Annotated in this window: 27 protein-coding genes; 20 read left to right on the plus strand and 7 right to left on the minus strand. The window is 37.7% G+C overall.

What is annotated here, in order from left to right; genetic code table 11:
• Positions 1–8 precede the first annotated feature (8 nt).
• Genes R8495_RS03225 through R8495_RS03245 form a run of 5 tightly spaced genes read left to right on the plus strand, consistent with a single transcriptional unit; the run spans position 9 to position 4,350 of the window.
• Complete coding sequence (locus R8495_RS03225; protein WP_317636129.1) at positions 9–1,868, plus strand: BglG family transcription antiterminator; 1,860 nt, start codon at positions 9–11, stop codon at positions 1,866–1,868.
• Between the two features lie 2 nt (positions 1,869–1,870).
• Positions 1,871–2,365 (plus strand): transcriptional regulator GutM, encoded by a 495-nt coding sequence (locus R8495_RS03230; RefSeq protein ID WP_317636130.1) that lies wholly within the window; start codon positions 1,871–1,873, stop codon positions 2,363–2,365.
• Between the two features lie 5 nt (positions 2,366–2,370).
• Positions 2,371–2,925, plus strand: a complete 555-nt coding sequence (gene srlA, locus R8495_RS03235; RefSeq protein WP_317636131.1) for a PTS glucitol/sorbitol transporter subunit IIC — start codon at positions 2,371–2,373, stop codon at positions 2,923–2,925.
• Positions 2,926–2,936: 11 nt separating this feature from the next.
• Positions 2,937–3,935: a PTS glucitol/sorbitol transporter subunit IIB gene (gene srlE, locus R8495_RS03240; RefSeq protein WP_317636132.1), complete on the plus strand. Its 999-nt coding sequence runs from the start codon at positions 2,937–2,939 to the stop codon at positions 3,933–3,935.
• Between the two features lie 22 nt (positions 3,936–3,957).
• Positions 3,958–4,350 carry a PTS glucitol/sorbitol transporter subunit IIA gene (locus R8495_RS03245; RefSeq protein WP_317636133.1) on the plus strand — a complete coding sequence of 131 codons (393 nt, stop codon included), beginning with the start codon at positions 3,958–3,960 and terminating at the stop codon, positions 4,348–4,350.
• 55 nt (positions 4,351–4,405) lie between these two features.
• Here the strand turns inward: R8495_RS03245 and R8495_RS03250 are convergent, their stop codons facing one another.
• The gene (locus tag R8495_RS03250) at positions 4,406–4,738 is read right to left on the minus strand and encodes a hypothetical protein (RefSeq protein ID WP_317636134.1); all 333 of its coding nucleotides are present in this window, start codon (positions 4,736–4,738) and stop codon (positions 4,406–4,408) included.
• Positions 4,739–4,902: 164 nt separating this feature from the next.
• On the opposite strand from R8495_RS03250, the gene R8495_RS03255 reads away from it, so the two are divergent.
• Both R8495_RS03255 and R8495_RS03260 read left to right on the plus strand, forming a co-directional pair.
• Positions 4,903–6,480, plus strand: a complete 1,578-nt coding sequence (locus R8495_RS03255; RefSeq protein ID WP_317636135.1) for an Nramp family divalent metal transporter — start codon at positions 4,903–4,905, stop codon at positions 6,478–6,480.
• Between the two features lies 1 nt (position 6,481).
• The gene (locus R8495_RS03260) at positions 6,482–6,943 is read left to right on the plus strand and encodes a universal stress protein (RefSeq protein ID WP_317636136.1); all 462 of its coding nucleotides are present in this window, start codon (positions 6,482–6,484) and stop codon (positions 6,941–6,943) included.
• Positions 6,944–6,969: 26 nt separating this feature from the next.
• On the opposite strand, the gene R8495_RS03265 is transcribed toward R8495_RS03260, so the two are convergent.
• On the minus strand, positions 6,970–8,055 hold the full coding sequence (locus R8495_RS03265; RefSeq protein WP_317636137.1) for an Ltp family lipoprotein: 1,086 nt from the start codon (positions 8,053–8,055) through the stop codon (positions 6,970–6,972).
• 84 nt (positions 8,056–8,139) lie between these two features.
• On the opposite strand from R8495_RS03265, the gene R8495_RS03270 reads away from it, so the two are divergent.
• From R8495_RS03270 to R8495_RS03305, 8 genes are all read left to right on the plus strand, one after another.
• A complete protein-coding gene (locus R8495_RS03270; protein WP_317636138.1) occupies positions 8,140–8,772 on the plus strand; it encodes an ABC transporter ATP-binding protein in 633 nt (210 codons plus the stop codon).
• Entirely contained in the window at positions 8,765–9,538 is a 774-nt protein-coding gene (locus R8495_RS03275) for an ABC transporter permease (RefSeq protein WP_317636139.1), read from the plus strand. The genes R8495_RS03270 and R8495_RS03275 overlap by 8 nt, the downstream gene beginning before the upstream one ends.
• Before the next feature lie 489 nt (positions 9,539–10,027).
• Positions 10,028–12,793: an isoleucine--tRNA ligase gene (gene ileS, locus R8495_RS03280; protein WP_317636140.1), complete on the plus strand. Its 2,766-nt coding sequence runs from the start codon at positions 10,028–10,030 to the stop codon at positions 12,791–12,793.
• Positions 12,793–14,226, plus strand: a complete 1,434-nt coding sequence (locus tag R8495_RS03285) for an MFS transporter (protein ID WP_317636141.1) — start codon at positions 12,793–12,795, stop codon at positions 14,224–14,226. Before ileS ends, R8495_RS03285 begins: the two co-directional genes overlap by 1 nt.
• 911 nt (positions 14,227–15,137) lie before the next feature.
• Positions 15,138–15,656, plus strand: coding sequence for a hypothetical protein (locus R8495_RS03290; RefSeq protein ID WP_317636143.1), 519 nt, complete (start codon positions 15,138–15,140; stop codon positions 15,654–15,656).
• Positions 15,657–16,118, plus strand: coding sequence for a DUF6630 family protein (locus R8495_RS03295; RefSeq protein WP_317636144.1), 462 nt, complete (start codon positions 15,657–15,659; stop codon positions 16,116–16,118). It abuts the gene before it with no gap.
• Complete coding sequence (locus tag R8495_RS03300; protein WP_317636145.1) at positions 16,115–17,116, plus strand: hypothetical protein; 1,002 nt, start codon at positions 16,115–16,117, stop codon at positions 17,114–17,116. Before R8495_RS03295 ends, R8495_RS03300 begins: the two co-directional genes overlap by 4 nt.
• On the plus strand, positions 17,113–17,613 hold the full coding sequence (locus R8495_RS03305) for an endonuclease V (RefSeq protein ID WP_317636146.1): 501 nt from the start codon (positions 17,113–17,115) through the stop codon (positions 17,611–17,613). Before R8495_RS03300 ends, R8495_RS03305 begins: the two co-directional genes overlap by 4 nt.
• 258 nt (positions 17,614–17,871) lie before the next feature.
• Here the strand turns inward: R8495_RS03305 and tnpC are convergent, their stop codons facing one another.
• The 5 genes from tnpC to R8495_RS03330 form a co-directional block, all read right to left on the minus strand.
• The gene (gene tnpC / locus R8495_RS03310) at positions 17,872–18,687 is read right to left on the minus strand and encodes an IS66 family transposase (RefSeq protein ID WP_317636147.1); all 816 of its coding nucleotides are present in this window, start codon (positions 18,685–18,687) and stop codon (positions 17,872–17,874) included.
• Positions 18,674–18,949: a hypothetical protein gene (locus R8495_RS03315; protein WP_317636148.1), complete on the minus strand. Its 276-nt coding sequence runs from the start codon at positions 18,947–18,949 to the stop codon at positions 18,674–18,676. The genes tnpC and R8495_RS03315 overlap by 14 nt, the downstream gene beginning before the upstream one ends.
• A gap of 252 nt (positions 18,950–19,201) precedes the next feature.
• Complete coding sequence (locus R8495_RS03320) at positions 19,202–20,629, minus strand: C69 family dipeptidase (protein WP_317636149.1); 1,428 nt, start codon at positions 20,627–20,629, stop codon at positions 19,202–19,204.
• A 78-nt stretch (positions 20,630–20,707) separates the two neighbouring features.
• Positions 20,708–21,910 (minus strand): toxic anion resistance protein, encoded by a 1,203-nt coding sequence (locus tag R8495_RS03325; RefSeq protein ID WP_317636150.1) that lies wholly within the window; start codon positions 21,908–21,910, stop codon positions 20,708–20,710.
• Between the two features lie 11 nt (positions 21,911–21,921).
• Positions 21,922–22,503 carry a 5-bromo-4-chloroindolyl phosphate hydrolysis family protein gene (locus R8495_RS03330; RefSeq protein ID WP_317636151.1) on the minus strand — a complete coding sequence of 194 codons (582 nt, stop codon included), beginning with the start codon at positions 22,501–22,503 and terminating at the stop codon, positions 21,922–21,924.
• A 218-nt stretch (positions 22,504–22,721) separates the two neighbouring features.
• Here R8495_RS03330 and R8495_RS03335 point away from each other — a divergent pair, with 218 nt between their 5' ends.
• Genes R8495_RS03335 through R8495_RS03355 form a run of 5 tightly spaced genes read left to right on the plus strand, consistent with a single transcriptional unit; the run spans position 22,722 to position 26,686 of the window.
• Complete coding sequence (locus tag R8495_RS03335; protein WP_317636152.1) at positions 22,722–23,420, plus strand: 5'-methylthioadenosine/adenosylhomocysteine nucleosidase; 699 nt, start codon at positions 22,722–22,724, stop codon at positions 23,418–23,420.
• Positions 23,421–23,431: 11 nt separating this feature from the next.
• Positions 23,432–24,586: a cysteine desulfurase family protein gene (locus R8495_RS03340; RefSeq protein WP_317636153.1), complete on the plus strand. Its 1,155-nt coding sequence runs from the start codon at positions 23,432–23,434 to the stop codon at positions 24,584–24,586.
• A complete protein-coding gene (locus tag R8495_RS03345; RefSeq protein ID WP_317636154.1) occupies positions 24,587–24,928 on the plus strand; it encodes a cysteine desulfurase in 342 nt (113 codons plus the stop codon). It abuts the gene before it with no gap.
• Positions 24,921–26,030 (plus strand): tRNA 2-thiouridine(34) synthase MnmA, encoded by a 1,110-nt coding sequence (mnmA, locus tag R8495_RS03350; protein ID WP_317636155.1) that lies wholly within the window; start codon positions 24,921–24,923, stop codon positions 26,028–26,030. Before R8495_RS03345 ends, mnmA begins: the two co-directional genes overlap by 8 nt.
• A gap of 2 nt (positions 26,031–26,032) precedes the next feature.
• A complete protein-coding gene (locus R8495_RS03355; protein ID WP_317636156.1) occupies positions 26,033–26,686 on the plus strand; it encodes a histidine phosphatase family protein in 654 nt (217 codons plus the stop codon).

The raw sequence follows: 26,686 nt of genomic DNA on the forward strand, positions 1-26,686 counted from the left end.
TCAGGGTTATGTGGGAATCAAATTATGAATTATTAAACGATTTTATTAAAAATGATTCCTTAGATCTGGTAACTTTAACCCAGGAATTTGAAGTTTCGCAAAAAACCATTTTAAAACGAATCAGCGATTTAAATGATAGTTTAGTCGGAATCGCGGAAATTAAAAATAATAATCAACGTTTTTATTTGAAAGTCTATAATTTTCAAAAATTAACTAGTCTCCAAACAAATTTTCTAAAACAATCATTGAATTTAAATAATCCAATTAAGAGGAGAGCTTTAATTGTCAAAAGATTAATCCTCTCAGCTGACTATATTATTTTAGATGATTTAAGTGAGTGGCTTTTGATTAGTAAAGGAACACTTAACCATGATTTAAAGCAGGTAAAAAAAGAGCTCAGCGAGTACCAGGCCCGGATTGTTTCTTCGACTAATAAAGGGATTAAGCTTAAAGTAAGTAACTCGTTTTCTTATGGTTTATTATTGGCAAACTTGGTTTACGACTATTGTTCACTTGAAGATTCCAATTCAGAAAATGAATACGAAAGTGATTTAAAACGTTTGGTTGAAGAGTTAGATCAATCTAAAAGTACTTATTTAAAGATTAAAAAGAATCTAACAATTCTCAAAACCTTGTTTGAATCGGACATTCGGATTACTGAAGCAGTTAATGGAGAAGTTGATCTGTTAGATTTTGACAAGTTAAAACCATTAATCGAACAAACAGAAAAGATTTTAGGTACTAAACTAACTAGTGCAGAAAAGCAATTTTTTAGTTATCCGTTTTTAATAAAATCTAATGCAGTAATTAGTCAAGCCAAACTAGAGGCATATTTGCCCCGGATCAAGCAAATTTTCTCTCAAGTAATTAAGAATATTAATAAATCAATTGGTGTTCCTCTTGATTTCTCCCGGATGTTTGAACAAATTAAATATCATTTAGTCTTTTTGATCGAGCGTTCGTTATACCACGTTCGGGTCGAAGACGTGATTAGTAATGAAGTTGTTGACAAGTACCCAGTTGCTCAAGAGCTAGCAATCGTTACCACCCGAACTATTGGTGAAGAATTGGATTTGCAGATTTTGCCAAGCGAAGATAATTATTTAGCCCTTTATTATCAGCTTGAATTAAATTTCAATAACGATCCGATGCAAGTAAAACATGCAGCGATTGTTGGGCATGTAAGTTTAGGAGTCAAAAATTTTATCATTCAGCAACTTAATGACTTGTTTCAAGAGACGGTAAAAGTCGAAGACTTTGCTAATGCTGATAATTTTAGTCAAAGTCAACATGAATATTTCATTGTATTTTCCGATGTGCCAATAAAAATCAATGATCAAGTAATACCAGTGGTGCGGATAAGCAATATTTTTCATCTCAATCAACTTTTAGCAAAGATTCGAGTTTCTCAACTTTATAAAGAGATCGTAGCAAAAAATTGTGAGTTTGAGTTTGCTTCCCTAAATTTCCATGACGGATATCTTAATGCAGTTCAACAAATGATTGAAGAAGATATTAAAAATGGTCAATTGAACGATAAATTTCTAACTTCTTGGTTAGAAAAAGAAAAAATTACTAATAATGTCTTTGAAAACGGCATTGCGATTCCTCACGTAATCGATAGCACCAATTTTCAAAGAGTATTTTTGGAAATTGGGGTTTTTGACCAAGAAGTTATTTACCACAATGCTGGAGTTCGGATTGTTTTTCTAATCGGCATTCCAGCTAAGTTGAATCGGACTCTTAATCGCACGATTACAACTTTATATGATGTAATTGCGACCATTTCACAAAACAGAGATATTTATCAAAGTTTATTAAATTATGATAGCGATCAACCTTTGACGCAAATTACGGAGGGAATTTAGAGATGTTGATTTTTTTTGGCCTGGTATTAGTAGGAGCATTTATTTTACAGGGAATTATGGGACTTTTTCAGATCAAGGATTTTACCAAGCGATTTAATGAATTGCACCGAAAAGGGAAAGTTTTGATTGGTAAAAATCCGAAAAAGTTTCGTTCCGGCACTTTAATGTTGATCTCAATTGATGATCAAACAAGTGTGATCAAAGAAGCACAAATTATGAAAGGGGTCACGGTTTTTGCCAAATTTCATCAATTGCCTCAATTAAAAGATCAATCATTAGTTGAAGTGGCAGCCGATTATGATTTTTTACATCAATTGAATCCACTTGTGCGACAGTGTCTTTTAAACGCTTACAGTAATTTTATAAATTTTAAAAACGGGACGTTGAGTCCCAGCGAATATGATACAAGAGTGAATGTTTTTAGCATGCCAGCTTTTGTTCAAATAAAAAATTTTGGTGAACGTGTTTTTGCCAAAAAGAAAACAGTTAGGAGATGAATTTAATGAAATATATTAGTGAATTTGCCAAAGGCTTCATGGGATTATTTCAAAGTGGAGCAAAAACTTTTATTGATTGGATGGGTTCAATTGTACCAGTAGTCTTACTTTTGTTGGTATTAATGAATAGTATTATCGCTTTTGTTGGTGAAGAGCGGATGAATAAGTTTGCAAAATTCGCCTCTAAAAATCCGTTTACGCGTTATTTATTACTTCCATTTTTATCAGCGTTCATGCTCGGAAATCCGATGTCTTTTACGATGGCACGTTTTTTGCCAGAATTCTATAAGCCAAGTTACTACGCAGCTCAAGCTCAATTCTGTCATACAAGTAACGGAGTGTTCCCTCATATCAATCCAGCAGAATTGTTTGTTTGGATGGGAATCGCCCAGGGAGTTGAAAAGTTACGTCTCAATTCGATGGATTTAGCTATCAGATACATGCTGGTTGGAATTGTAATGAATTTCATCGGTGGTTGGGTCACAGATTTTACCACTGCTTACGTTTGCAAAACTACGGGAATTCAATTGTCAAAAACAGCTGAAGTGACAGCTGATTAAGGAGAAAAAAGATGAGTTCATGGCATAGTATTAAAATTACTAAAGGTTCTGGCGGCTGGGGTGGTCCATTAGTTATTACCCCTACTGAAGAAAAACACAAGTTCATTTATGTCACGGGTGGTGATCGGCCTGAAATAGTTGATCGCATTGAACAGTTGTCGGGGATGAAGGCAGTCGATGGCTTTAAAACCTCCATTCCTGATAACGAGACAGCTTTGGCGATTATTGACTGCGGCGGAACATTACGTTGCGGAATTTATCCTAAGAAACGAATTCCGACGGTCAACGTTTTAAGAACTGGTAAAAGTGGTCCTTTGGCTCAATATATCACGCCAGATATTTATGTTTCAGCAGTTGATGTTGATCAAATTCAGTTAGCTGATGAGTCAGAGGCTAATGAGATGCAAGCGACTGAAGAACCAGTCAAAGACACGAAATATGACACTACGCAAACTATCACCCAACAAACCAGCCACCGTAGTTTGTTAGCACGAATTGGGATGGGTGCAGGTAAAGTTATTTCTACGTTCAATCAGGCAGCAAAAAATTCAGTCCAGACAGTTATCAATACAATTATTCCTTTTATGGCTTTTGTAGCTTTATTGATTGGAATCATCAATGGCTCTGGCCTTGGAAAAGCTGTGGCTAAATTGTTAGTTCCGTTGGCTGGAAATATCTGGGGCTTGATCATTTTAGGATTTATCTGTTCACTGCCTTTCCTTTCACCAATTTTGGGTCCGGGAGCTGTAATTTCTCAGATAATCGGAACTTTAATTGGTGTTGAGATTGGTAAGGGCCATATCCCACCACAATATGCATTACCTGCATTATTTGCAATTAACACTCAAAACGCCTGTGATTTTATTCCAGTTGGTTTAGGTTTGGAAGAAGCTAGCTCTGAAACAGTTGAAGTAGGGGTGCCATCCGTTTTGTATTCGCGATTTTTAAACGGTGCCCCAAGGGTTTTTGTCGCTTGGCTTGCTAGTTTTGGGCTATATTCAGGTCATTAATTAAAGATTAGGAGATTTATTTGTGATAAATTCGGATGGAAAAAAAGCAGAAAAAACAATTTTTTCAACGCAAGTAAAAGAAATTGGAACTGACGCTAAAGAATTTAAAGAAATTAAAATGATGATTTTGTTTGGTGATGAAGCACCTGATGCGCTAAGATCTTCATGCTATATTATTGATCTTAAGCCGGTCGCTAAAGAAATTGAAAAAGACATGATTTTAAAGATTGACGATAATTCCTATCCGATTACTGCAGTTGGCAATGAGGTTCAACGCAATTTAACTAATTTGGGACATATTGCAATTAGTTTTACCGGGGCCAGCAGTGCTGAATTACCGGGAACTTTATATGTTGAAGACCATGATTATCCAGAAGTGTTGGTTGGAAGCAGAGTTTCAATTTGTCAAAAATAAAAAACGCCCTGTAAACGGACGCAATTATAGATCATCTTCAAATGGAGATGGTTTTTTAGTTTTCCCACAAACTTAATTTATCTCCGGTCCATGGATCGTAATTGGGATAAGGATCCCACTGAATATAGGCCTCGTTCGGTTTAAAACCCATTTCTTTAATTAATTCAAGCGGGCTTATTACGACAGGCTTATTCTTCTTTAAACGCTCAAAGCGAGCTTGAAGCTTCAAGTCATGATCTATATCTTCATCGTAGATGAGATAATCAATTGACTTATGAGTTGCTTTGACTTGTTGAGCTCCTAATTGTTTAATTCTCTTTACAATCAAACCAAGGTCAATCGGGGCATCGGTATCAATAAAATAAATGTTTTTTTCGTTAAATTCCATTCGTTAATTATAACGCTTAATGTATCAATTTTATGAAAAAAATTTCTGATTTTCAAAAATATAAATCCTTTGGTGGCGCCATTTTAACCATAGTTTAGAGAAAATTAATTGTTTACTTTCTTTTCGGATATGCTATTATTTAGATGAAAATTAGGGAGGTTAATATGTCTGACGAAAGAGAAATTAAGCAAAAGAAGCAACATTTAGTTCACTATGCTAATGGCCCTTCGCTTGAAGAAATTAACGGAACTGTTGAAGTTCCAAAAGGAATGAATTTTTGGAAAACCCTTTTTATGTATTCTGGACCCGGTGCTTTGGTGGCTGTGGGTTATATGGATCCAGGAAATTGGTCAACTTCAATTACCGGCGGGCAGAATTTTCAATATTTATTAATGTCTGTGATCTTACTGTCGAGTTTAATTGCAATGTTGCTTCAATACATGGCAGCTAAACTGGGCATCGTAAGTCAGATGGACTTAGCCCAAGCAATTCGGGCTAGGACAAGTCGGACTTTAGGAATCGTGCTATGGATTTTGACTGAATTAGCAATTATGGCGACAGATATTGCAGAAGTTATTGGAGGCGCAATTGCCTTATATTTGTTGTTTAAGATTCCGCTATTCTATGCAGTTTTAATTACAGTTTTTGACGTATTATTATTACTTCTTCTGACGAAAATTGGGTTTCGAAAAATTGAAGCCATTGTCGTTTGTTTGATTTTAGTTATATTGCTTGTTTTTGTGTATCAAGTTGCCTTATCTAATCCAGATTGGAAAGCAGTGTTTGGCGGGTTAATTCCTACGAGCAAGACTTTTGCCTCAAAACCAATTGTAGGTGGACAAAGTCCAATTCAAGGGGCTTTGGGAATTATTGGTGCAACTGTAATGCCGCATAATTTATATCTGCATTCTGCAATCTCTCAAACTCGTAAAGTGAATCACGATGATGAAGAAGATATTGCACGGACAGTTAGATTTACGACTTGGGATTCTAATATTCAGCTTTCTTTTGCTTTTGTGGTTAATTCTTTACTATTAATAATGGGAGTTGCAGTTTTTAAGACTGGTGCAGTTAAAGATCCATCATTTTTTGGTTTATTTGAAGCACTATCTGATACCTCAACACTTAGTAACGGAGTTTTAATCAGCGTCGCTAAATCAGGTGTGCTTTCAGTTTTATTTGCAGTAGCGCTTCTTGCATCTGGGCAGAACTCGACAATTACTGGGACCTTAACGGGGCAAGTAATTATGGAGGGTTTTATTCATATGAAGATGCCTTTGTGGTTGAGACGTTTGATTACGCGCTTGCTTTCAGTAGTGCCAGTGTTGCTTTGTGTCGGTTTGACAAGCAAACTGCCGGAAGTTCAACAACATGAAGCCTTGAATACTTTAATGAATAATTCACAAGTCTTTTTGGCGTTTGCTCTTCCTTTTTCAATGCTGCCACTATTGTTAATGACTAATAATAAGCTTGAGATGGGTAAAAGATTTGCGAACTCGCTTTGGGTCAGGATTGCTGGTTGGGTTTCGGTTTTAGGACTCACTTTTCTAAATATGAAAGGTTTACCTGACTCAATTGCATCCTTTTATGGTGATCATCCAACCGCTGCTCAATTACAACAGGCTGATATCATTGCTTATATCGCAATCGCGGTGATCCTTGCCTTGTTGGCTTGGACGATAATTGATATGTATCTAAATAATAAGAAGTTGATGGAAAAGGCTGAAAGCCAAGGTGCATAAAATGGATAATGAATTTAAAAAATTAAAAGATGAAAAAATAACTTTTAGGCGTATTCTGGTCGGCGTCGATGATTCAGCTGATGCCCAATTAGCTTTTAAATATGCTATTCGGGAGGCTTTGGAACACCATGCAGATTTAATAATCACTTCGATTTTGGAAAGTGATGAAATGAATATCTATCAAGCTCTTAGTCGTGATTATATTCATGGCGAGCGAGCAGAGTTGGAAAAACACGTTGAAGAGTATCGCAATTTAGCTCTGGAGGCTGGCGTTGAAAACGTTGAGCTAGTGATTAGCGAGGGTGATCCTGGAGAAACGATTGTAAAAAATGTGATTCCTGCAACCAAGGCTGATTTACTGGTCATTGGATCACTTGCAAAGAAAGGAATTCGTAAACATTTCGGTTCACAAGCTGCCTATATGGCTAAACATTCACCAATTTCGGTGATGGTAGTGAGATAAAAAAAGGCTGATATCAGCCTTTTTTACTAAATTCCGTTAAGAACTGCATCGACTTGTTCGGGAGTAAATTTATCTCGGTCAACTAAAGCTTCTCGCAACTCATCGTTATCATATCCATACGATTTATAACTTTTGGCAGCTTTTACGACCATTTCGCTCCAATCAATGCTTAAGTGATCGACGGCATATTGAGCCTCTTCTTGCGTGTAGCCAGTGCTTTCGTCAGACAATTCTTCGATCAATTTCTGCTTAGAGTAAGTGTCATATTTCAGCTTGCTTCGTGCTTCTCTAAGCGCCTGTTCGCCCCAATTCACGTCAGTCAAATTGTCGACGGCATATTGAGCTTCTTCTTTAGTAAAACCTTTAGAATCGCTAGACAGATCTTCTAGCAAGTTCGTTTTGGAATGAGGGCCGTATTTAAGGTTGTTTTTGGCGTTTTTTAGCGCTTGCTGGTTCCAATTCACATCTTCGCTGGTTAAGTGATCCATTGCATATTGAACCTCTGAATTGCGGAATTTCGAGTACTTTCTCAACTTAAGACGGAGGTATTCTTTGGAATCGTCACCGTTTCTAATAGAATCCTTGGCAGCATTGAGAGCTTGTTTGTTCCAATTAACTTTGAGATGGTCAACTGCGTATTGGGCCTCAGATTCAGTAAAACCATACAAGCTAGCTGTTTTAAGGTTTGTGTAGAGCTCTCTTTTAGAAATGCCCCCGTGCTCTATTAGTTGTTCGGCCTTAATTAGAGCTTGTTTATTCCAATTGATTTTAGATTTCTTGATTGCTTCTTCAGCAACATCTGAACTAAATTTTTTGTCACGAGTAAGGCGCTTCATGATCTCTTTTTTGGAATAGCCTAAATCGTATCCAATTTGTTCTTCGACTTCCTCCATAGCTTTTTTTACGCTCTTGCTGTCAGTAACTTTTTTGTGGTCATTAAGCTTTAAAGATTTCTCTGCTTCTTTATGGGGCACAGCGGGTTTACTGCTTGGGCGAAATATTAGGTAACTAAAAGCACATAAAGAGAGAACTATAATTGTCCAAAATTCCCATTTTTGATAAATTTTTTTCTTCTTATGTGAAGTTTGACTATTTGCAGTGTTTTTTTTCATTTTCTTCTATTCCTTTTTCAAGTTAATTCAATCATACCAAAAAAAGATATATAATAAAACATCAAAAAGGCGAAAGGCTCGATAATGTTAGAAATTCAAAATTTAACCTACCAAATTGATCAAGAGATCTTGTTTAAGGATCTAAGTTTTACCGTTGAGGATGGTCATAGCTTACTCATGACTGGTCCTTCGGGTGGCGGAAAAAGTACAATTTTAAAAATTATTGCCCGTCTGGTGGGAATTCAGAAAGGAGAAGTTTCTTTAAATCAGCAAGATATTTACGATTTGCCGATCGAAACTTATCGTCAGCGAGTTTCTTACGCCGCTCAAAGTGCTCAGCTTTTTGGTCAAACGATTCGTGATAATTTAGATTTACCATTTCTCATTCGTAACTTACCAATTGATCAAGCCAAAGAGAAGGCGGGCTTGGAGCAAATGGAGTTGTCTGATAAATACTTGGATAAACCGATCAATGATCTGTCGGGTGGCGAGAAACAGCGCGTAGGAGTCTTGCGGAACTTGATTTTTCCACCGGATGTGCTGCTTTTGGACGAAATTTCTACCGGGCTTGATGCTAAAACAAAAAGCAAAATTTGGGAATTTATCGATAAATTGCAGGCTGAACATCAGTTTTGTTTGATTACTGTGAGTCACGATCAAGGTGAAATTGATCGGGCTGAAAACAAAATTGTAATTGGAGGTGGATCTGATGACTAATTTAAAAATTTCTAATCTTTCTTTGGGGTTGGCTGCCCTAATGGTTGTTATTACGCTAATTATCAGTTATTATCAAAAATTACATCTTAATAAAGAGATTATTTGGTCGATTTTTAGAGCAATTATTCAATTGATTATTATTGGTTTTGCGTTGCGGTTCATTTTTAAGGTTAATAATTTCTTTTTGACCATTGTAATGATGCTTTTTATCGTGGTTAATGCTGCTTATAATGGCAAAAAAAGAGCCCACGGAATTCCGCACGCTTTTATGATTAGCTTTGTTGGTTTGTTTTGTGGAACAGCGATCACAGTAAGCTTGATGCTTTTAACTAAAGTGATGAAGCCAGCACCTTTTCAGACGATTCCAGTTACCGGAATGATTGCCGGAAATTCAATGGCTGCAATAGGCTTAGTATATTCCAGCCTCTATCAAAGTTTTAGTGAGAATTCTAAGCGGGTTGAAGAGATGTTGGCCTTAGGTGCTAGTCCAAAGCTTGCTGCCGGAGAAATTGTGCGACAGGCTTTACATTTTGGCCTCCAGCCGACGATCGATTCCGTTAGAATGTACGGATTAGTTCAACTCCCCGGGATGATGAGCGGCTTGATTATGGCTGGCTTGGACCCAGTTGAAGCAATTAAGTATCAGATTTTAGTGGTCTTCATGCTATTTTGTTCCACCGGAATTTCCACGAGCATTGCTGGATTTTGGGCATACAAGGAATATTTTGACCAAAATTGGCGACTTGTTATTCCAGAAACGAAGTAACTATCCTGGATGATTTTTAAAATAGATTTTAAGATAAATGCTGGCAGCGGCTGCACCTATCATCAAAAGAAAATACGTCCAAAAGAAATTATGATCAGCTCGGTCTAGATATAGGTCCAAAAAAGTCAAGAAAACAATGATCGCCGTTATTAAAGGAAGCGAAAGGTATAACTCAAGCTTCGCGCCGATCACAAAAATTAAAATGCATGATAAAAGAATAATTAGAATTCCAGTCATGGAAACATTATACCAAAAAACGAATTAAATTATTTTTAAAGCTTGACGAATTGCCATGTTGTTTTATAATTCTTAACAAGGACAAGTGGATTTAGGGGAGCATTACAGCGAGCTGAGTTTGATGAAAGTCAGTATGCGAAGCTAAATCTTTATCACCTAAATTTTTTAGATCAAAAAAAATCACATTAATGAGTGGTATAACGATTTACTCGTCTCAAAAGGCGAGTTTTTTTTATCTAATAAGGAGGAATTATGAAAGTCAAAGATACTCTGAATCTAGGTTCGACGAATTTTCCAATGCGTGGGAAATTACCGACAACCGAACCTATTCGTGAAAAACAGTGGGAAGAAGATCAAGTCTATGAACAACGACTTGTTCTAAATCGCCAGAAAAAGCATTTTAATCTCCATGACGGTCCACCTTATGCAAATGGGCGAATTCATATCGGCCATGCAATGAACAAGGTGATTAAAGACATTATTGTTCGCTACAAGAATATGAACGGATTTTATGCGCCTTATGTACCTGGTTGGGATACGCACGGATTGCCGATTGAACAGCAATTGACAAAAGCCGGACACGATCGCAAGCAGATGAATATCGTTGATTGGCGCGAGTTAGCTCGCAAGTTTGCTTTAGAACAAGTTGATATTCAGCGCACTGATTTTAAGCGTTTAGGGGTGTTGGGAGATTGGGAGCATCCTTATTTAACTTTGACGCCGGAATTTGAAGCCCAAGAAATTCGAGTTTTTGAAGCAATGGTCAAAAAAGGCTTAATTTATCGTGGTTCAAAACCAATTTTTTGGTCATGGTCCTCGGAATCAGCTCTCGCTGAAGCAGAAGTGGAATATCATGACTTAGAGTCGACTTCCCTTTATTATGCCAATCAGGTGATCGATGGCAAAGGGTTACTAGATACTGACACTTATTTGATCGTTTGGACGACAACACCATTTACAGTCACAGCTAGTCGCGGAATTACGGTTGGTCCGGATTTTGAGTATAGTGTAGTTAAGCCTGCCGAGAGCGAAAAAAAATATGTGATTGCAAGTGAGATGCTAGCTCAGGATGCTGAGAAATTTGGTTGGCAAGATTACGAGGTTCTCAAAACTTTTAAGGGTAAAGAAATGGAGCGAATTACTACTCGCCATCCTTGGGATAATGAGGTCGAATTGTTGGTGATGCTTGGTGATTATGTCACGCTTGATGCGGGGACGGGCCTTGTTCATACGGCGCCAGGATTTGGGGAAGACGACTGGTTGGAAGGACAGAAATACGGCTTGCCAGCTGACGTTACCGTGGATGATCGTGGAATGATGATGGCTAATGCAGGACCTGATTTTGAAGGAGTCTTTTACGACAAAGCAACGCCAATTGTGATTGATAAGTTAAAATCAGCAGATCTTTTGTTGGCAGTTGAGAAACTCACGCATTCGTATCCTTTTGATTGGCGGACGAAAAAACCAGTAATTTGGCGGGCAATTCCTCAGTGGTTTGCATCAGTAGAGAAAATTCGTAAAGAAATTTTAGAACAAATTGATCATGTGAAATTCAGTCCCGATTGGGGCTATCAACGGCTTTACAATATGATTCGTGATCGCGGAGATTGGGTAATTTCTCGTCAGCGTGCTTGGGGCGTGCCAATTCCGATTTTTTATGCCGAAGATGAAACGCCAATTCTTGATCCCGAAGTTATTGAACATGTTGCTAAATTGTTCGAAGAGCACGGTTCTAATTATTGGTTTGCTCATGAGGCTGAAGAACTTTTGCCTGAAGGTTACACCAATGAGCATTCGCCAAATGGCAAATTCACGAAGGAAAATGATATTCTCGATGTTTGGTTTGATTCAGGTTCTTCTTGGAACGGAGTTCTTAATACTTGTGATAATCTTGATTACCCTGCTGATATCTATTCAGAAGGTTCTGACCAGTTTAGAGGCTGGTTTAATTCATCATTGATCACATCAGTTGCGATGAATGGAGTGCCTCCATATAAAGAAGTCTTACACCAAGGATTTACTTTAGATGATCAAGGTCGCAAGATGAGTAAATCTCTTGGTAACGTGATTAGTCCAATTCAAGTGGCTGATCAAATGGGAGTTGAAATTTTGCGCCTTTGGGTGATGAGTATTGATACTGGCCGCGACGTAAAAGTTTCAATGGAATTGTTCAAACAAGTCAGTGATGCATATCGCAAGATTAGAAATACTATCCGTTTTCTTCTATCCAATACTGATGATTTTGATCCTAAAAAAGATGCAGTCGAATTTAGCGATTTAGAACCAATTGACAAGTATATGGCTGTTAAATGGAATGAAATTGTTGAGAAGTTTTTACATAATTTTGATGAATATAATTTTCAGGATACTTTTAAAATGGTGATGAATTTTATTAACGTTGATCTTTCTGCTTTCTATTTGGATGTTGCAAAGGATATCGTTTATATCACTAAACCAGATGATCATAAACGACGGAGTATGCAGACGATCTTCTATCGGATTGCAAAAGAACTTACTCAGCTTTTGACGCCAGTTTTACCGCATACTGCCGAAGAAATTTGGGAAAATCTAAAAGAACCAGAAGAATATGCGTACTTTACTGAACTACCAAAAGTTCGTGATTTTGGTGATGTTTCTGCATTGTTAACCGACTGGGCAACATTTATGAAGTTCCGTGACGTTGCAAATAAGGCGCTTGAAGAAGCTCGGCAGAGTGAAATGATTGGTAAAAATGCGGAAGCTGCTTTAACTGTTACTTATGCGCCGGATGTTCTAAAGGCGGTTGAAACACTTAAAATTGATGTGCGGGAAATCTTGATGGTCAGCTCTATGACGACCTCTGATGGAGCTGATTCAACAGTTGAAGTAAGTCCTGCTAAAGGTGAAGTTTGCAAACGTTGCCGCCTGACTAAAGAAGATGTTGGAAGTGATGCTCATTATCCTGATTTCTGTGCTAGCTGTGCCGAAATTGTGGCCGCTGTTTATCCTGAAACAATCACTGAAGGTTTTGATGCCTAATGAGTGAGAAGATTGCATTTAGTGAGGATCCCGAGATTCAAAAAAATCGGTGGTGGATTATTACCGCGATCGGCCTGTTCACTTTTATGTCAACGCTTGATACATCGATTGTAAATATCGCAATCCCGACAATTAGCCGTGATTTGCATGTATCGATGAGTCAAACCGAGTGGGTGGCGACTGTTTACTTATTGGTAGTTTGTAGTTTGCTGCTGCTTTTTGGGAAGATTGGCGATTTAATTGGAAAAATTAAAGTTTTCAAAATCGGCATGATCATCTTTACGATTGGTTCGTTTCTCTGTGGGTTTAACGTGAGTTTTTGGATGTTACTTGCTTCACGTTTGATTCAAGGAGTTGGGGCTTCGATGACAATGAGTACCAATAACGGGATCATAACTGAGGTTTTTAAAGATTCAGAGCGCGGTCGCTCGCTAGGCTGGATTGGCACCTTTGTAGCTTTAGGAAGTATTGCAGGTCCAGGAATTGGTGGAATTATTTTGGGATTTCTGCCGTGGGGATACATCTTTTGGATTAATATTCCAGTAGGAATTTTTGCTTATCTTTTGGGGGTAAAAGTTCTGCCTAAAGATATCACTTTCCAAAAATCACCGGTCGATTATGGCGGATCACTGACATTTTCGCTTGCGATTATTAGTATTGTTGGCTTAATGAGTTATGCACAATTGAATGGATTTCTCAATCTGCCAGTATTAATTTTAGCGATTATCTTCATTGTTAGCTTCTTAGTTTTTATTCGAATCGAACTAAAGAGCAGTCACCCGCTGGTTGAGTTAAGCCTATTTAAAAAAGTACCGTTTTCAATTAGTTTGATTTCGGTATTGTTGATCTTTATTGGCAATTTTGCTTTTAACGTTGTCGGTCCTTATTATCTGCAGAATCTCCGCGGAATGAATCCGAGTCGATCGGGCATCGTGTTAATGGCTTTTCCTATTGCGCAAGTAATATTCTCACCAATCGCTGGTCGGTTAACTGATAAATATGGTTCTGAGCTTTTGATCAGATTTGGTATTTGTGCAATTATTTTGAGCCAAATTGGTTTTTGTTTCTTTAGCGCAAGTTCTCCAATCTGGTTCGTGATTTTGATTATTGGAATTTTAGGGTTCGGTAACGGGCTCTTTCAGTCGCCCAATAATGCTTTGACCATGGCCAGCATTGAGGTTGAAAACTTGGGAATTGCAGGCGGCTTAAACGCGTTATTTCGAAATTTAGGAATGGTCTTTGGTCTTACCATTTCAACTACGATTTTGTTTTCAGCAATGTCATTTAAGGCAGGTCATAAAGTTGTATCTTACGTCAACGGTCGTCCTGATCTATTCCTTTACGGCATGAAAGTGCTGTTTATTGTAATGATGGTCCTGTCATTAATTGCACTGATTTTGAATATGATTAAGTTTAATCGAAAAAGTAGATAAGAATTTATCTGCTTTTTTTGCACAAAAATTCATGAATTTCCAAAACTTTGCGTAATTTATCTATGAAGTCAAAAGGAGGATCAATAAGTAGACGTAAGAGAGCACCATTTCACAACGATCTAATGATGAAAAAACTGCTTGGAAGTACTCAGGGCATGGTCAACTATTTTTTAGATATAAAATGTGAAGGTAAAGAATTATATTGCTGACCCCATACAGTATCGATAATTATCATAATGCATACGAGAGTAGTTCCTGCTATTGACGGAATCAGATTTTTGATAGAATTATTGCGATGATGGAAATGTAAATGAGATCCGGATTTTTTCGAGCGAAGTTATTCATACTTGGCTCTATTCAAATTAAGCTCAAATGGCAAAATCGACCGTTTAGTTCGATGGAGATGAATTCCTGGGCTTTAACTTATTTTTAGACGAGGATGGCTTTCGGCATTATCCGCCGCCGTATGATTCAGTCCATGATATGGAGATTCAACCGTTTGTTGAGTTGAAAAAGTGGAAGTTTGTGGTGCCAGGTCGCAAGCGTTAAGGATTGGGTGACATTGATCGAGCGAGATGAGATTCTATAGTATATAAAAGATTCGTATGAATTTGTGAGATATCAAAACATAGAAAAGGAGAAACTGGAAATGATGGATGCAATTGATGAAATGAGTCTGAAAGATAAAGTAGCGCTTGAAGAAGGTTAAGCAAAGGCGATTAGGGAGACAGCGAAGCGAAAGTTGGCAAACGATATGAGCATGGAAGATATTCATAGGTTTACGGAGTTAAGAAATCGAAAAGTTGAAATAATTTACCAAATGAAAGGTCGGAAATTTCTGGTTTTTTTCTAAAAGTTGTCAATTTGATAATGCTTTGATAAGATCAAATAAACCTTTAGATTGGAATGATATGACACATTTTCTTTTATTAGTTGCAAGTTTGTTAAATTCTTTTACTCCAAGCCAACCAATTCCCAAAGCGCCTCCAGCGGCAATGACTAGAGAACAGAAGGGAAATAACACCGAATTTGAAGTCGGCAAAAGCAGTTTCAGCATTCATATTCCAGATTTTAACGTGATGCCTGAAGGAGATATTACCGACAAAAATGGTAATACTTGGTTAACGCTTGAAAGTGAGAAGTATAGTCAATTGACGATTCAACTTTCGTTACATAACAAAGCAAGTAAAATCATGCCCAAAAGTCATTCGCTAAAAGAATTGGGTTTAAAAACAACTTCTACAAAAGAAGTTAATTATCATGATTTTAAGCAGGAAAAAATTCAATTTTTGGCTCGCTCGCGTGGAATCATTTATTCTTTTGAAACCGAGCAGATTTCTGCCCAATTGATTTTTTACTCTGATCAAAATCTAAAGGATCAAGATAAAGATTTTTATATAGCGCTGATTAAAAGTATTGAGGTGAAATAAATGTTAAGAAATAAGTCTGAATTAATTGAACTGAGCAAACTTCTAACGGAAAATAATCAGGACGCTGTAGATGCCGTTTCGCTTTTAGTTGAAAAAGAGGAGTTCGAATCGTTAGATTCTACCGTTGCTTATTTTCTCTGCGGGATTGATGAAAATAACAATTACGATTCGAAGTTTGATTTTGGCGCTTACCTTGATTGGAAAGATGGGGGCGAAGAAATGGTTGAGAGTCTTGAGCAGGGCATCTTAAATAAGAAATACTCGTTGGACTTAACTGAAATCGAGTTTTCTGACGAGGAACCAGAAACAGGACTTAAGGAAATAAGCGAATTTCTAGAACCGACGGCTTACCGATTAATTAACTGGGACATTGATGGAGATTGTTACAATTTATTTGTGATTCCCAAGGACAAATGGGCTCAAATTGAAGAAATGAAACTTAAAATCGAGAGGATTAAATGATAATTAATCGTTACACTAAGCAATTATTTGTGAAATTTGCCCGAAAAGTTTCTGGTAATCCGGTTAAATTACCAGCTGGGGAATTAAATCAAATTAATTATTTGTGGGAGATTGTTCAAAATGGCGAACCAGAGGCAGAGGAGGATTACGCTGATTGGATCAAAATTAATTCGATCTTAATTTTGTCAATTTGGTTCACTGATTTACCAATCCCAGACGAGAAAGAAATTTTGCCGCTCGAAAATATTATCAAAAATTTTGAGTTGGGTTATGAGGTCGAGGACTACTTGGTTGGGGGAACTACGGTGGATGGATTCTATCAGCAATTGATTAGAGTTTATATCGATAATCCTAATTACACCAAGGAACAAATCGAAAACCTTTTGGCAAAATATCAGAATTATTTGGTTGATGAAGAATTGGCTGTAGCCGATGAGCGTCTTGCTTGGGATGTTAGAGGTGGAAGAATGGACGGGATTGAGGATCGTTGTCGTCGCCTTTTGGCAATTGCACCGGGGGAACGTTCTGATTGCTACGCCTGCATCATTAATCGCTTAGTTGAGGATGCGATTATTATCGATCAAAAAGAGTTGGCGCTAGAATTTACTAAAGTTATCAAAAGTGAAAAGTTGGCTTGCGATGGTGTCCCGCTCAAAACCGAAGTTCAAGAACTTTATTTATCAGATTCTCCCACATCGAAGCAGATCAATTACTTAAACAAAAAAGTTAAAGCGAATGCAGAATATTTATTTTCAGCATCGCTCTTGCTAAATGTCGCTAAACGACTTTCCGCTAGCAAATCTGGGGCAAAAATTATGAAAAAGTATGACGATTTTGCCTTTGAATCTCATAAAGTTGATAATTTTTATTATTTAGTCCAGGCGTTTAACTTAACCGGAGACCAGAAATATCTGGATCACGCGACAGAGATTGCGAGGCTTCATGATAAGCGTAACGGAAATGATTATTATCAAAATTATTTGGAACAAGCAAGATGAAGTTAGCCATTGATGTTTATTACTATCCCGACCGAGCTAAAGCAGTCGGAATTTTGTTTGAGAATTGGAAGCAATCGGAGCCGGACGAAATAATAACTGCATTTATTTCTGACGTTGCGAAATACGAGCCAGGCTCATTTTATAAAAGGGAACTGCCTTGTATCTTGGAATTATTAAAACAAGTTGACATGTTTAATTTAGAATTAATTATTGTTGACGGGTTTGTCTACGTTGATAATGACCAAAAAGCAGGACTAGGCAAACATTTATTTGATGCGCTCAATGAAGAAATTCCGATCATCGGCGTCGCCAAAAATCCTTTTGCTAAAAACAAAAAATTGGTAAGAGAAATCACCAGAGGAGAAAGTAAAAAGCCCCTCTATATTAGTTCAGTTGGGATATCAATCCTTGATTCAGCAAGTAATATTCAAAATATGCAAGGGGATTTCAGAATGCCAACGCTTTTAAAAATGTTAGATCAGGAGACTAAAAGATAGAGCAATTCAATTAAAGTCTGGGTGGAAGCAATGAAACAATTTGCAATCGCGATAATATCCTTAACATGCGAACCGTGACGTTAATATTCCTTTAATGAAGCTGACCTATAAACTTAGGGCAGTTTTTTTAGTAGAAAAACAATCAACCTTACGTAAGCACCAAATAACCGACGTATATTAAAAGGCTCGCGATTCTGATATTCTTAAAATCAGAATTCTGAGCCTTTCTTTTCGGTTTAGAATTTTATTTGAATTACTTTAATACCGGCATTTGGCTTGAACTTCTTTAGACCAAGGCAAATAATCCTCTAACTGCTCTTCTCTTGGATTACCGCAAAATTTAGGCAGCTCAAAGAAAAGATACTCCAAGTACTTTTGGAAGTTAAGGTGGTTTAAGTTAGCTGTTCCAGCTAAACTCAAGAATATCGCATTGGCTGTTACTCCCGCTACACTTGTACTAAATAAGCTATTCTTTCGGCAAATGACCGATTTCTTAATACTTCGTTCTACTAGATTATTATCCAACGGGATCATCGGGTCATTCAAAAATGCTTCCAATGCCTCTCGATTCTTTAATGCGTATTCAACTGCGTTTTTCAGTTTTGATTTATTGATAATGGGATATTTACCAGTTAATTCCCAGAATTGTTCTACGATCTTACGCGACTGCGTCTTCCTAACTTGAAGTCGTTTGTCTCTCGGTAAATCAGCGATCCTATCTTCAATCTGGTAAAGCTGATCAATCAACTGGTCAAACTTTGCTGCAAGACCAAGGTGTTTAAACTCTTGCGCCGCAACTACAAACTTACGGTGAACATGAGCCCAACAACCGGTTCTTTTGATCTTAGAGCCCAGATTGTTGTAGCCATTATATCCGTCAGTTGTTAAGAAACCGTTCCACTCTTGGAGAAGTTTCTGAGGCACTGTCTGACTTCTGGTTGGCGAATAATTGAATAAAACAATCTGATTAGTTGAATATTTAGAAGTTTGGAGTACCCATAAGTATGATTTACTGGTAGACTTCTTGCCAGGTTCTCTTAAAACTTGAATGGGAGTCTCATCACATTGAAGCATTAGTGAAATGATTTTCTAACCACGCCAGCGTTTCGTCAAGTTTTTCTCCATTAATTGGAATTTCAGTTCGATTATTATTTTTATCTGTGAGAGTAACTTTGTATTCATCAGAACCAGGTACTGGAATCGGGATAAAATGAAGCAAAAGCACGACTCTGCGAACCTTCTGAACTGAAATCTCGGTAACAGATTCTCTTTTATCTTCAGAGATAAATAAATTTTTTGCTTTTTTGGTATCGCTGATATCTATTAGCGCTGCCACGGCAATAAATTACAGTAACGAAGATAAAAAATTGGTATTTGCTCTCATTTTGCTTTAAAAACAAAAACTCTGGCGCATTGCCAATGGAGATCAGATATCCATAGATCAAAAGTCCTAGCGCAATTACGAAAAAAATAAAATAATGTAAGTACTCCTTAACGTTTAAACGTGGGTCGAGATATTTTTTCAGATCTTGAGGAACGTTGTTTGTCATTGAAATAATCCTTTTTTAGGAGTAATTATAACATAATGTTAAAGGTTTTTGTCCATATTAAAGGTTAAATGAGACACAGTAATTCCTTTAGTATAAAGTTCGCCCATAAATTGACGGGTGGTCGCCTCAATTTGTCGAACAGTTTCTTGATTTTCTTTAGTTAAATAGTCAGTTAAAGCCTCACCAGAAATTCCAATTGCGACGGCTTTATTAGTTATATCTGCAACTCGTGCTCTTAACGTTTGACGGGCATCCGTTAAATAATCGCGGTCGAGCTGAATGAAATGGGTATAATTTGATTCAACTAAAACTGAAAGTGCGCGGTAAAGCCAATATGCATCAGTTTCACGGTAAGTTAGCTGAGTGTCATTATAAGAGGGTGCCGTATCGTTCATATTGGTAAAGAAGGGCACGAATGGAGCAAACGTTGGATAGCCAATACATAGCCACATAATTGCTGACACGTCTTTTGGGACGTCGTTTCTAATTTGGAGAATATGCGAATTTTGAGTTCGGTTTAAACCAATCGGACGATACAAGTATTTTCTGGGGTCGTCGCCCTTACTTAAAGGATCGAAAGGGGTTTCGTTATAGTGGGAACCCAAGATAAATTGAATGTCATCGGGAGTTATTTTTTTGTTAGTGCGACAAATGAAAGGTAAATCATCACTTTTGGGGTCTTGCTCAATCTCGGGATTGAAATATTTCTGCCCGTACCAGACCCGCGGAGTATTGTAGTGGTGATCTTTTTCATTTGAGGTGCCAAAAATGTGGCGATAATTAAAACCACTTTGATCGGGATTTAAATGGTTATTGGTGACAAATTCTTCGATTCCTTCGGAGTACATAAAATTATCTTGGTCATAGAAATCGACCTGCTGAATTGAAACTTGATTGGCACAGATTGCATAAGCGTCATCCGGGATCCTTTGAGCAACCCAGTGGTGACCACTTGAAATTTCCATGTACCAAACTTCGTCTGAGTCGCTAAAAAGCACTGAATTCCCGGCAGGTGAGCCAAATTTTTTGATCAGCTGTCCTAGGTATTGAACTGCTCCGCGCGCTGAGTCAACGTACGGCAAGGTCATGTTGACGATACAGTCCTCGTCTAGTCCATCTTCTACTAGTGGGTCAAAAGCAAGCACCCTTTCATTGCCATAAGTGCTTTCTGTTGCGCTCATTGCGACATTCTTTTCGTTAATTCCGCTTTCTTCATAGTAGCCAAATTTTTGATAATCAACGTTTGGAACTGCTGGGTAACGGTAGCTATTTTCAGGCAACTCAGCCTCAAAGCCGTTTAGCCAAGATTTTAAGGTTCGACCTTTTTGGTGAACCGCGGGATGTTGAATAAATTTGTGCGGCGCAACGGCGTAAAAAGTATCGTCATTGCGTGCAATCATGGTTGACCCGTCAATCGTAGCATTTTTTCCAACTAAAATTGAAGTGCAACTTGAACCAGATTTCATAGATTTCCTTCTTTCATTTATTAATTCTATTCTACACTCGTTGGCAAGGATAAAAAAAATTCCCCCGAAGGGGATAAATTAATTTTGATTATCTTGACCGGTACTCACGTAATTAAGCAATTGATCTTTAAGCTGTTTATCCATATCGTTAAGCTGCTTTGAAGCTTCCTCGCGACGTTTACGGCCCTCTGCTTGGATTTGGAGCGTTTCGTTTAGCGTTTCAATCAAATTGTTTTGCGTTTGAGTCAGGGTTTCGATATCAATAACTCCACGTTGATTCTCTTTTTCAGCGTCGATAGCCGATTCCTTGATCATTTCACTGTTCTTCTTTAAAAGATCATTAGTTGTCTGCGTAACTTGTCGCTGAATTTCTAAAGCGTTGCGCTGGCTCATCGCATTAATCAAAAGTGCAGTTTGATTCTTCCAAAGTGGGATTGCGGTATTAATCGAAGTTTGGATTTTATCAATTAATTCTTCGTTAGTTCGCTGCATTTGTCGAATTTGTGGGGCCTGTTGTAAAGTCATTTCCCTAACTAAGGTTAAATCATACACACGCTTATCTAGACGTTCTCTAAATTGGCGCACGTCATTAATTTCTTCAACCTGAAGGTCATTCATTTCGCCATTTTTTTGCTTATTAGTCAGCTCGTCGATTTGTTGATCCAATTCTTTCATTTTTAGTTGCCCAGCAGCAATAAAAATGTTCAAAGCTTCGTAGTAATTTTTATTTTCTGCGTACATGTCATCTAGAACACGGTTATCCCGCATCAAGATGTTTCGCTGTCGATTAAGCTTTTGTGAAATAATATCAATTTGCGTAGTAACTTTTTGGTAACGGGCTTTGACCTCAAACATCGATTGCTTGACTTGCCCAAACATTCGTTGAAATAAATTCGGTTTATTATTTTCCAAGTCTTTGGGGTCAGCCTGTTTAATGTCATATAAAAGGTCTGATAACGTCTGACCGATTGGTCCGGTGTCCTGATTTTGAACGTGATCCAGAACTTTAGCCGAAAAAGCACCGATTTTTTGTTGAGCAGCGTTGCCGAAGTTTAAGACTGACTCACGTTTAGTCGGGTCAATCTGTTCGGCTAACTTCTGAGCGCTCTGTCGGTCCTCTTCATTTAAATTGTCAACAACTTCTTCAGCAACTGGTTTAATTGCTTGATCGTCAGTTGCTTGGATTGCCTGGGGCGCGGAAAAAGCATTATTTACTAAATCGTTAATGATAGTCTTGTCAGCGTGCTCAGGGGTCTGTGTTAATTTATTTTTGTCATCCATTGTTTATATTCCTAAAAATTGTTTGCAGCTTCATGCAGCGTGTCAAGATCATCTGCAATGAATTTATGATATTGTTCGTTAATTTTCTTGTATGCGTTGTTAATTGCTTCAATACTGATTTGCAAAACTTTATCTGTTTCTTGATCTTTATAAAGATGCGAATCGATCTGGCTGTATTTCACATAGATGGTGTTTAAAGCAGGGAGTTCTTTATATAAAAATTCGCCAGCTTCTTCGATTTTACTGGGTTTGGCAACAATTTCTTTAAAGAAACCGTGTAGTAATTTATTTAAATTTAATTTCTGATTGAGCTTACTAAGTGTTTTGTTTTTGTCAGTCAAAGATTCAATTTGATTGATTTGTTTTAGCGCAGTAGCCATCGTTTCGCGAAAGTAGCGGATATCATTATCGTTAAGGCCTTCTTTATAATAATTCTTCAAAACCTTTTCGCTAATTTTGCGACCTCTGGTACTATATTTATAAATGTGTTCTATCGAACTGCTTTTGGTGTTAAGATAATAGAATAAACCCCAGAGAGCCCCAACTGCGATACAAATCAGAATTATTAAAAGGATTAAATTACCAAAATTCATTTTCCATTCCAGCTTTCTTGTTGTTATAGAAATTTTACCACATTAAGGATTATTAGCGCTCGGTCTAAAGAATGAAACTTTTTAAAAAGAATCAAAGTATCTTTTCGGCTGATAAAAGATCGAAGATACTTAATAAAAAATTGAATTTTATTATTATAATAGAGGTAGTGATTTTACTCATTATCTTTTTAGTGTTGTTTTTTATTTAGGAGGAAAAAATGAAAGAAATTTTAATTATTTGTGCGATGGACGAAGAAATTGCTAGATATCAGGAGAAGTTTGCTTTTACCGATCATGAGGTTTCAAAGAACTTCCATTACTTTGAAGGAACTTATGGTAATCTCCATCTCCGTTTAGCAAAATCTGGGATCGGCAAAGTTCAAATGGCTCTGACCGTGAGTTATCTGATTAGTCAAAAGAAACCAGATTTGGTAATTAACACGGGTTCAGCTGGTGCGATCAACCCTGAGATCAAACGTTTTGACTGCGTTGTTGCCACGGGTGCTTTCTACCATGACGTTGATATGACTAAATTTGGGTTTGCGCTAGGTCAGCTGCAAGACCACGATTTGGTTTATAAATCTGACACTGCCTTAACCGATCAGCTTAGTAAAATTAATGAGAAATTGTATGGATCGCATGCGAAAAAAGGCGTAATTGCAACTGGTGACACATTTGTCGGGACTGATGAAATTAAAAATAGAATCTTCACGAATTTCCCTGACACACTTTGTGCTGAGATGGAAGGCGCATCTTTGGCACAAGTTTGTCAAGAATTCCAAATTCCTTTTGGTGAAATTCGTAGTATTTCAGATGATACGCCAGACGATTCAGCTGATCAATTTGATCAAGCAATCGATGAAGTTGGAATCATGGCTGCCAATGTGGCAATTGAATATTTTGAGACGATTAAATAGGACAGCAGGATTTGAAGCGATATTATTTTGATCATGCAGCAACTACACCGGTTGCGCCAGAAGTAATAAAAGTAATTACTGACAGCCTAGCTAATGATTTTGGAAATGTTTCAAGCACTAACTATTTTGGGCAGCAGGAAAAATTGAACTTACGGCAGTCGCGTCAGACTTTAGCAGAAGCGATTAACGCCAACTTAAATGAAGTTTATTTTACTAGTGGGGCAACTGAAAGCAATAACACGGTTATTCGTCAAAGTGCGCTCGCTTGGCAGAATAAAGGACGGCACTTGATCACAACGGCAGTTGAGCATCCTTCAGTTTTGCGGGTAATGGAGTATTTAGCTCAAAATGGCTTCGATGTAACATTTCTTCCGGTTAACGAAGAAGGAACGATTGAGCTTACGGATTTTAAAAATGCTTTAAGGTCAGACACGATTTTAGTGTCAGTAATGTATGGAAATAATGAAACTGGCAGTTTGATGCCAATCAAAGAGATCGGTGAAATTTTAAAAGATCATCAGGCTAGCTTTCATGTTGATGCGACCCAAGCTTTAGGAATTGAGAAGATTGACGTAAAAGAATTGGGGATCGATTTTCTAAGCGCATCTGCGCATAAAATCTACGGTCCAAAAGGCATTGGTCTTCTGTATAAAGATCAAAAAATTGTGATTCCACCACTCTTGCTTGGTGGCGAACAGGAAAATAACTTTCGAGCAGGAACTACTAACATGCCATTAATTATGGGTTTTGCTGCCGCAATGAAATTATGTAATGAACAAAATGAAGCTCGTTGGGCTATAATGTATCAAGAAGATAAAAAGATTTTGCTAGATCACTTAAAAGACTCGGGAATTGATTTTGAAATTAATGGCAGTTTTGATAAATCATTGCCGCAAATTTTAAATCTCTGGTTTAAGGGAGTTTCTTCCAAAGTTTTGCTCCCGCTGATCGATCTCGATGGATATGCAGTAGCAGCAGGTTCAGCTTGTAGTGCAGGAAGTGCTGAAGATTCGCACGTTTTATTGGCGATGTATCCGAACAATCTTTCGAGAGTTCGTGAATCAATCAGAATTAGTTTTGGCCGAGATAATCAAAGAGAAGATGTTGAGAATTTGGCAGATGATCTTGTCAAACGAGTGAAGCATCTTGAAAGAAAGGATAGTTAAATGCTAAAAGAAGTAAATACAATCAAGGGTGATTCCCAAACTTATCGGGTGAACCAGAATGTCAAAAGATATTCATTAACTGATGTGGGATTTGCTAAAACCAAACGGGGCAATTTTATTTTGCAACGCTCACTTGATCCAATGGATCCATATAATGCTAAAAAAAAGTTGAAAATTTCGATCGATGGTGACTTAAAACTGCTTGATATGAGTACAACTGACGCTTCAGGTCTTAGAACAATTGATATTTTCAAAAACGGCGGCAATCAAGAGGCAATCGATCAATATCATTTCATTATTAAGAATTTGTTGGACCGGGAAATATTGGCGATCAATGAATAAGCGAGTAGTTTTAGGAATGAGCGGCGGAGTAGATTCTTCAGTCGCAGCGCTTTTACTCAAGGAGCAGGGCTACGACGTAGTCGGCGTTTTTATGAAGAACTGGGACGAAACAAAAGACGACGGGGTTTGTACAGCCGCGGAAGATTTTGAAGACGTCGCGGCCGTTGCCCAGGAAATTGGGATCCCTTTTTATTCAATTAATTTTGAAAAAGAATACTGGGATCGCGTCTTCACTTACTTTTTGTCCGAGTATCGGGCAGGTCGGACCCCTAATCCTGATATTATCTGTAACAAAGAGATTAAGTTTAAAGCGTTCTTAGATTATGCCTTGGAGTTGGATGCAGATTACATTGCCATGGGTCATTATGCACGCAATCTGATTGATGAAACGGGGCAGGCTCATCTAATGCGGGCAGCCGACCAAAATAAGGATCAGACTTATTTTCTAGCTCAGGTATCAAATGATCAGTTACAAAAGGTGATTTTCCCGCTGGGCGATTTAACTAAGCCTGAAGTAAGAGAAATTGCTGAGAAAAACGGACTCACAACCGCACATAAGAAAGATTCCACCGGAGTTTGTTTTATCGGCGAAAGAAATTTCAAGCATTTTCTTCAGAATTTTCTTCCGAGTCAAAAAGGTTACATGATGACGCCGGATGGTGAAATTATGGGTGAACATGATGGGGTCTTGTATTATACGATTGGGCAACGCTCTGGCCTTGGGATCGGTGGAACAAAGGATAATTCTGAGCCCTGGTTTGTGGTTGGAAAAGATGTGGAGAAAAATATCCTTTATGTAGATCAGGGTTATCATAATCCGCTTTTGATGTCCAATAGTTTGAAAGCATCGAAGCTTAATTTGATTAATCAAACTGTTGATTTGAGCTCAGTAGATAATTTAACTGCGAAATTTCGGTATCGACAAGCTGATGTACCGGTTTCTGTTCAAAACGATGGAGCTGATTTGATTGTTAATTTTTCAACTCCTCAAAGAGCTATAACACCAGGGCAGGCTGTAGTGTTCTATCAAGGAACGGAGTGTCTAGGTAGCGCATTTATTGATTCAGTTTATCAGGATCAAAAACAGCTAGCGTACTGCTAATTATGATTGAATTATTCCTAGTAAGACACGGAAAAACGGTTTGGAATCAAGAGCATCGGCTTCAAGGAGCGCGGGGTAACTCAGAACTTCTTGAAGAAAATATTCACCACATCGATGCGTTAGCAGCACGACTGAAAAGTGAAGATTTTGCGGCAATTTATTCATCTCCGTTAAAAAGAGCTTTTCAAACGGCTTCTCGTTTAGCAGCTGATTTGAATTATCAAAAACCAATTCAAATTGCGGAAGCGCTGAGAGAAATTGATTTTGGGGTAATTGAAGGCAAACGTGATGAGGAGTTAAAACCTGAATATCAAGAGCAGGTTAAGTTCTTTTTCAACGAACCTGAGAAGTATGACCAAACCGTTTTGAAAGGTGAGAGCTATCTGCAAGCCGCTCAGCGGACAAAAATGTTTGTGATGAAGCTTCTTGAAATTTATCCCGATCATTCCAAAATAGTTTTAGTTAGTCACGGTGGAATCCTAAACGTGATGATTAACGCGTTGTTGGAGATTCCACTGAAAGATTATCGCCGTCATGGTGGCATTACTAACGTTTCGCTAACAAAAGTTGATGTTCTCGATGATGGTAGCGCTAAACTCGTAACTTTTAATAATACTGAACATTTAGAGAACCTTGAGCCAACAGATACAATTTAA

The sequence above is a fragment of the Xylocopilactobacillus apicola genome (genome assembly GCF_033095985.1).
Lineage (GTDB): Bacteria > Bacillota > Bacilli > Lactobacillales > Lactobacillaceae > Xylocopilactobacillus > Xylocopilactobacillus apicola.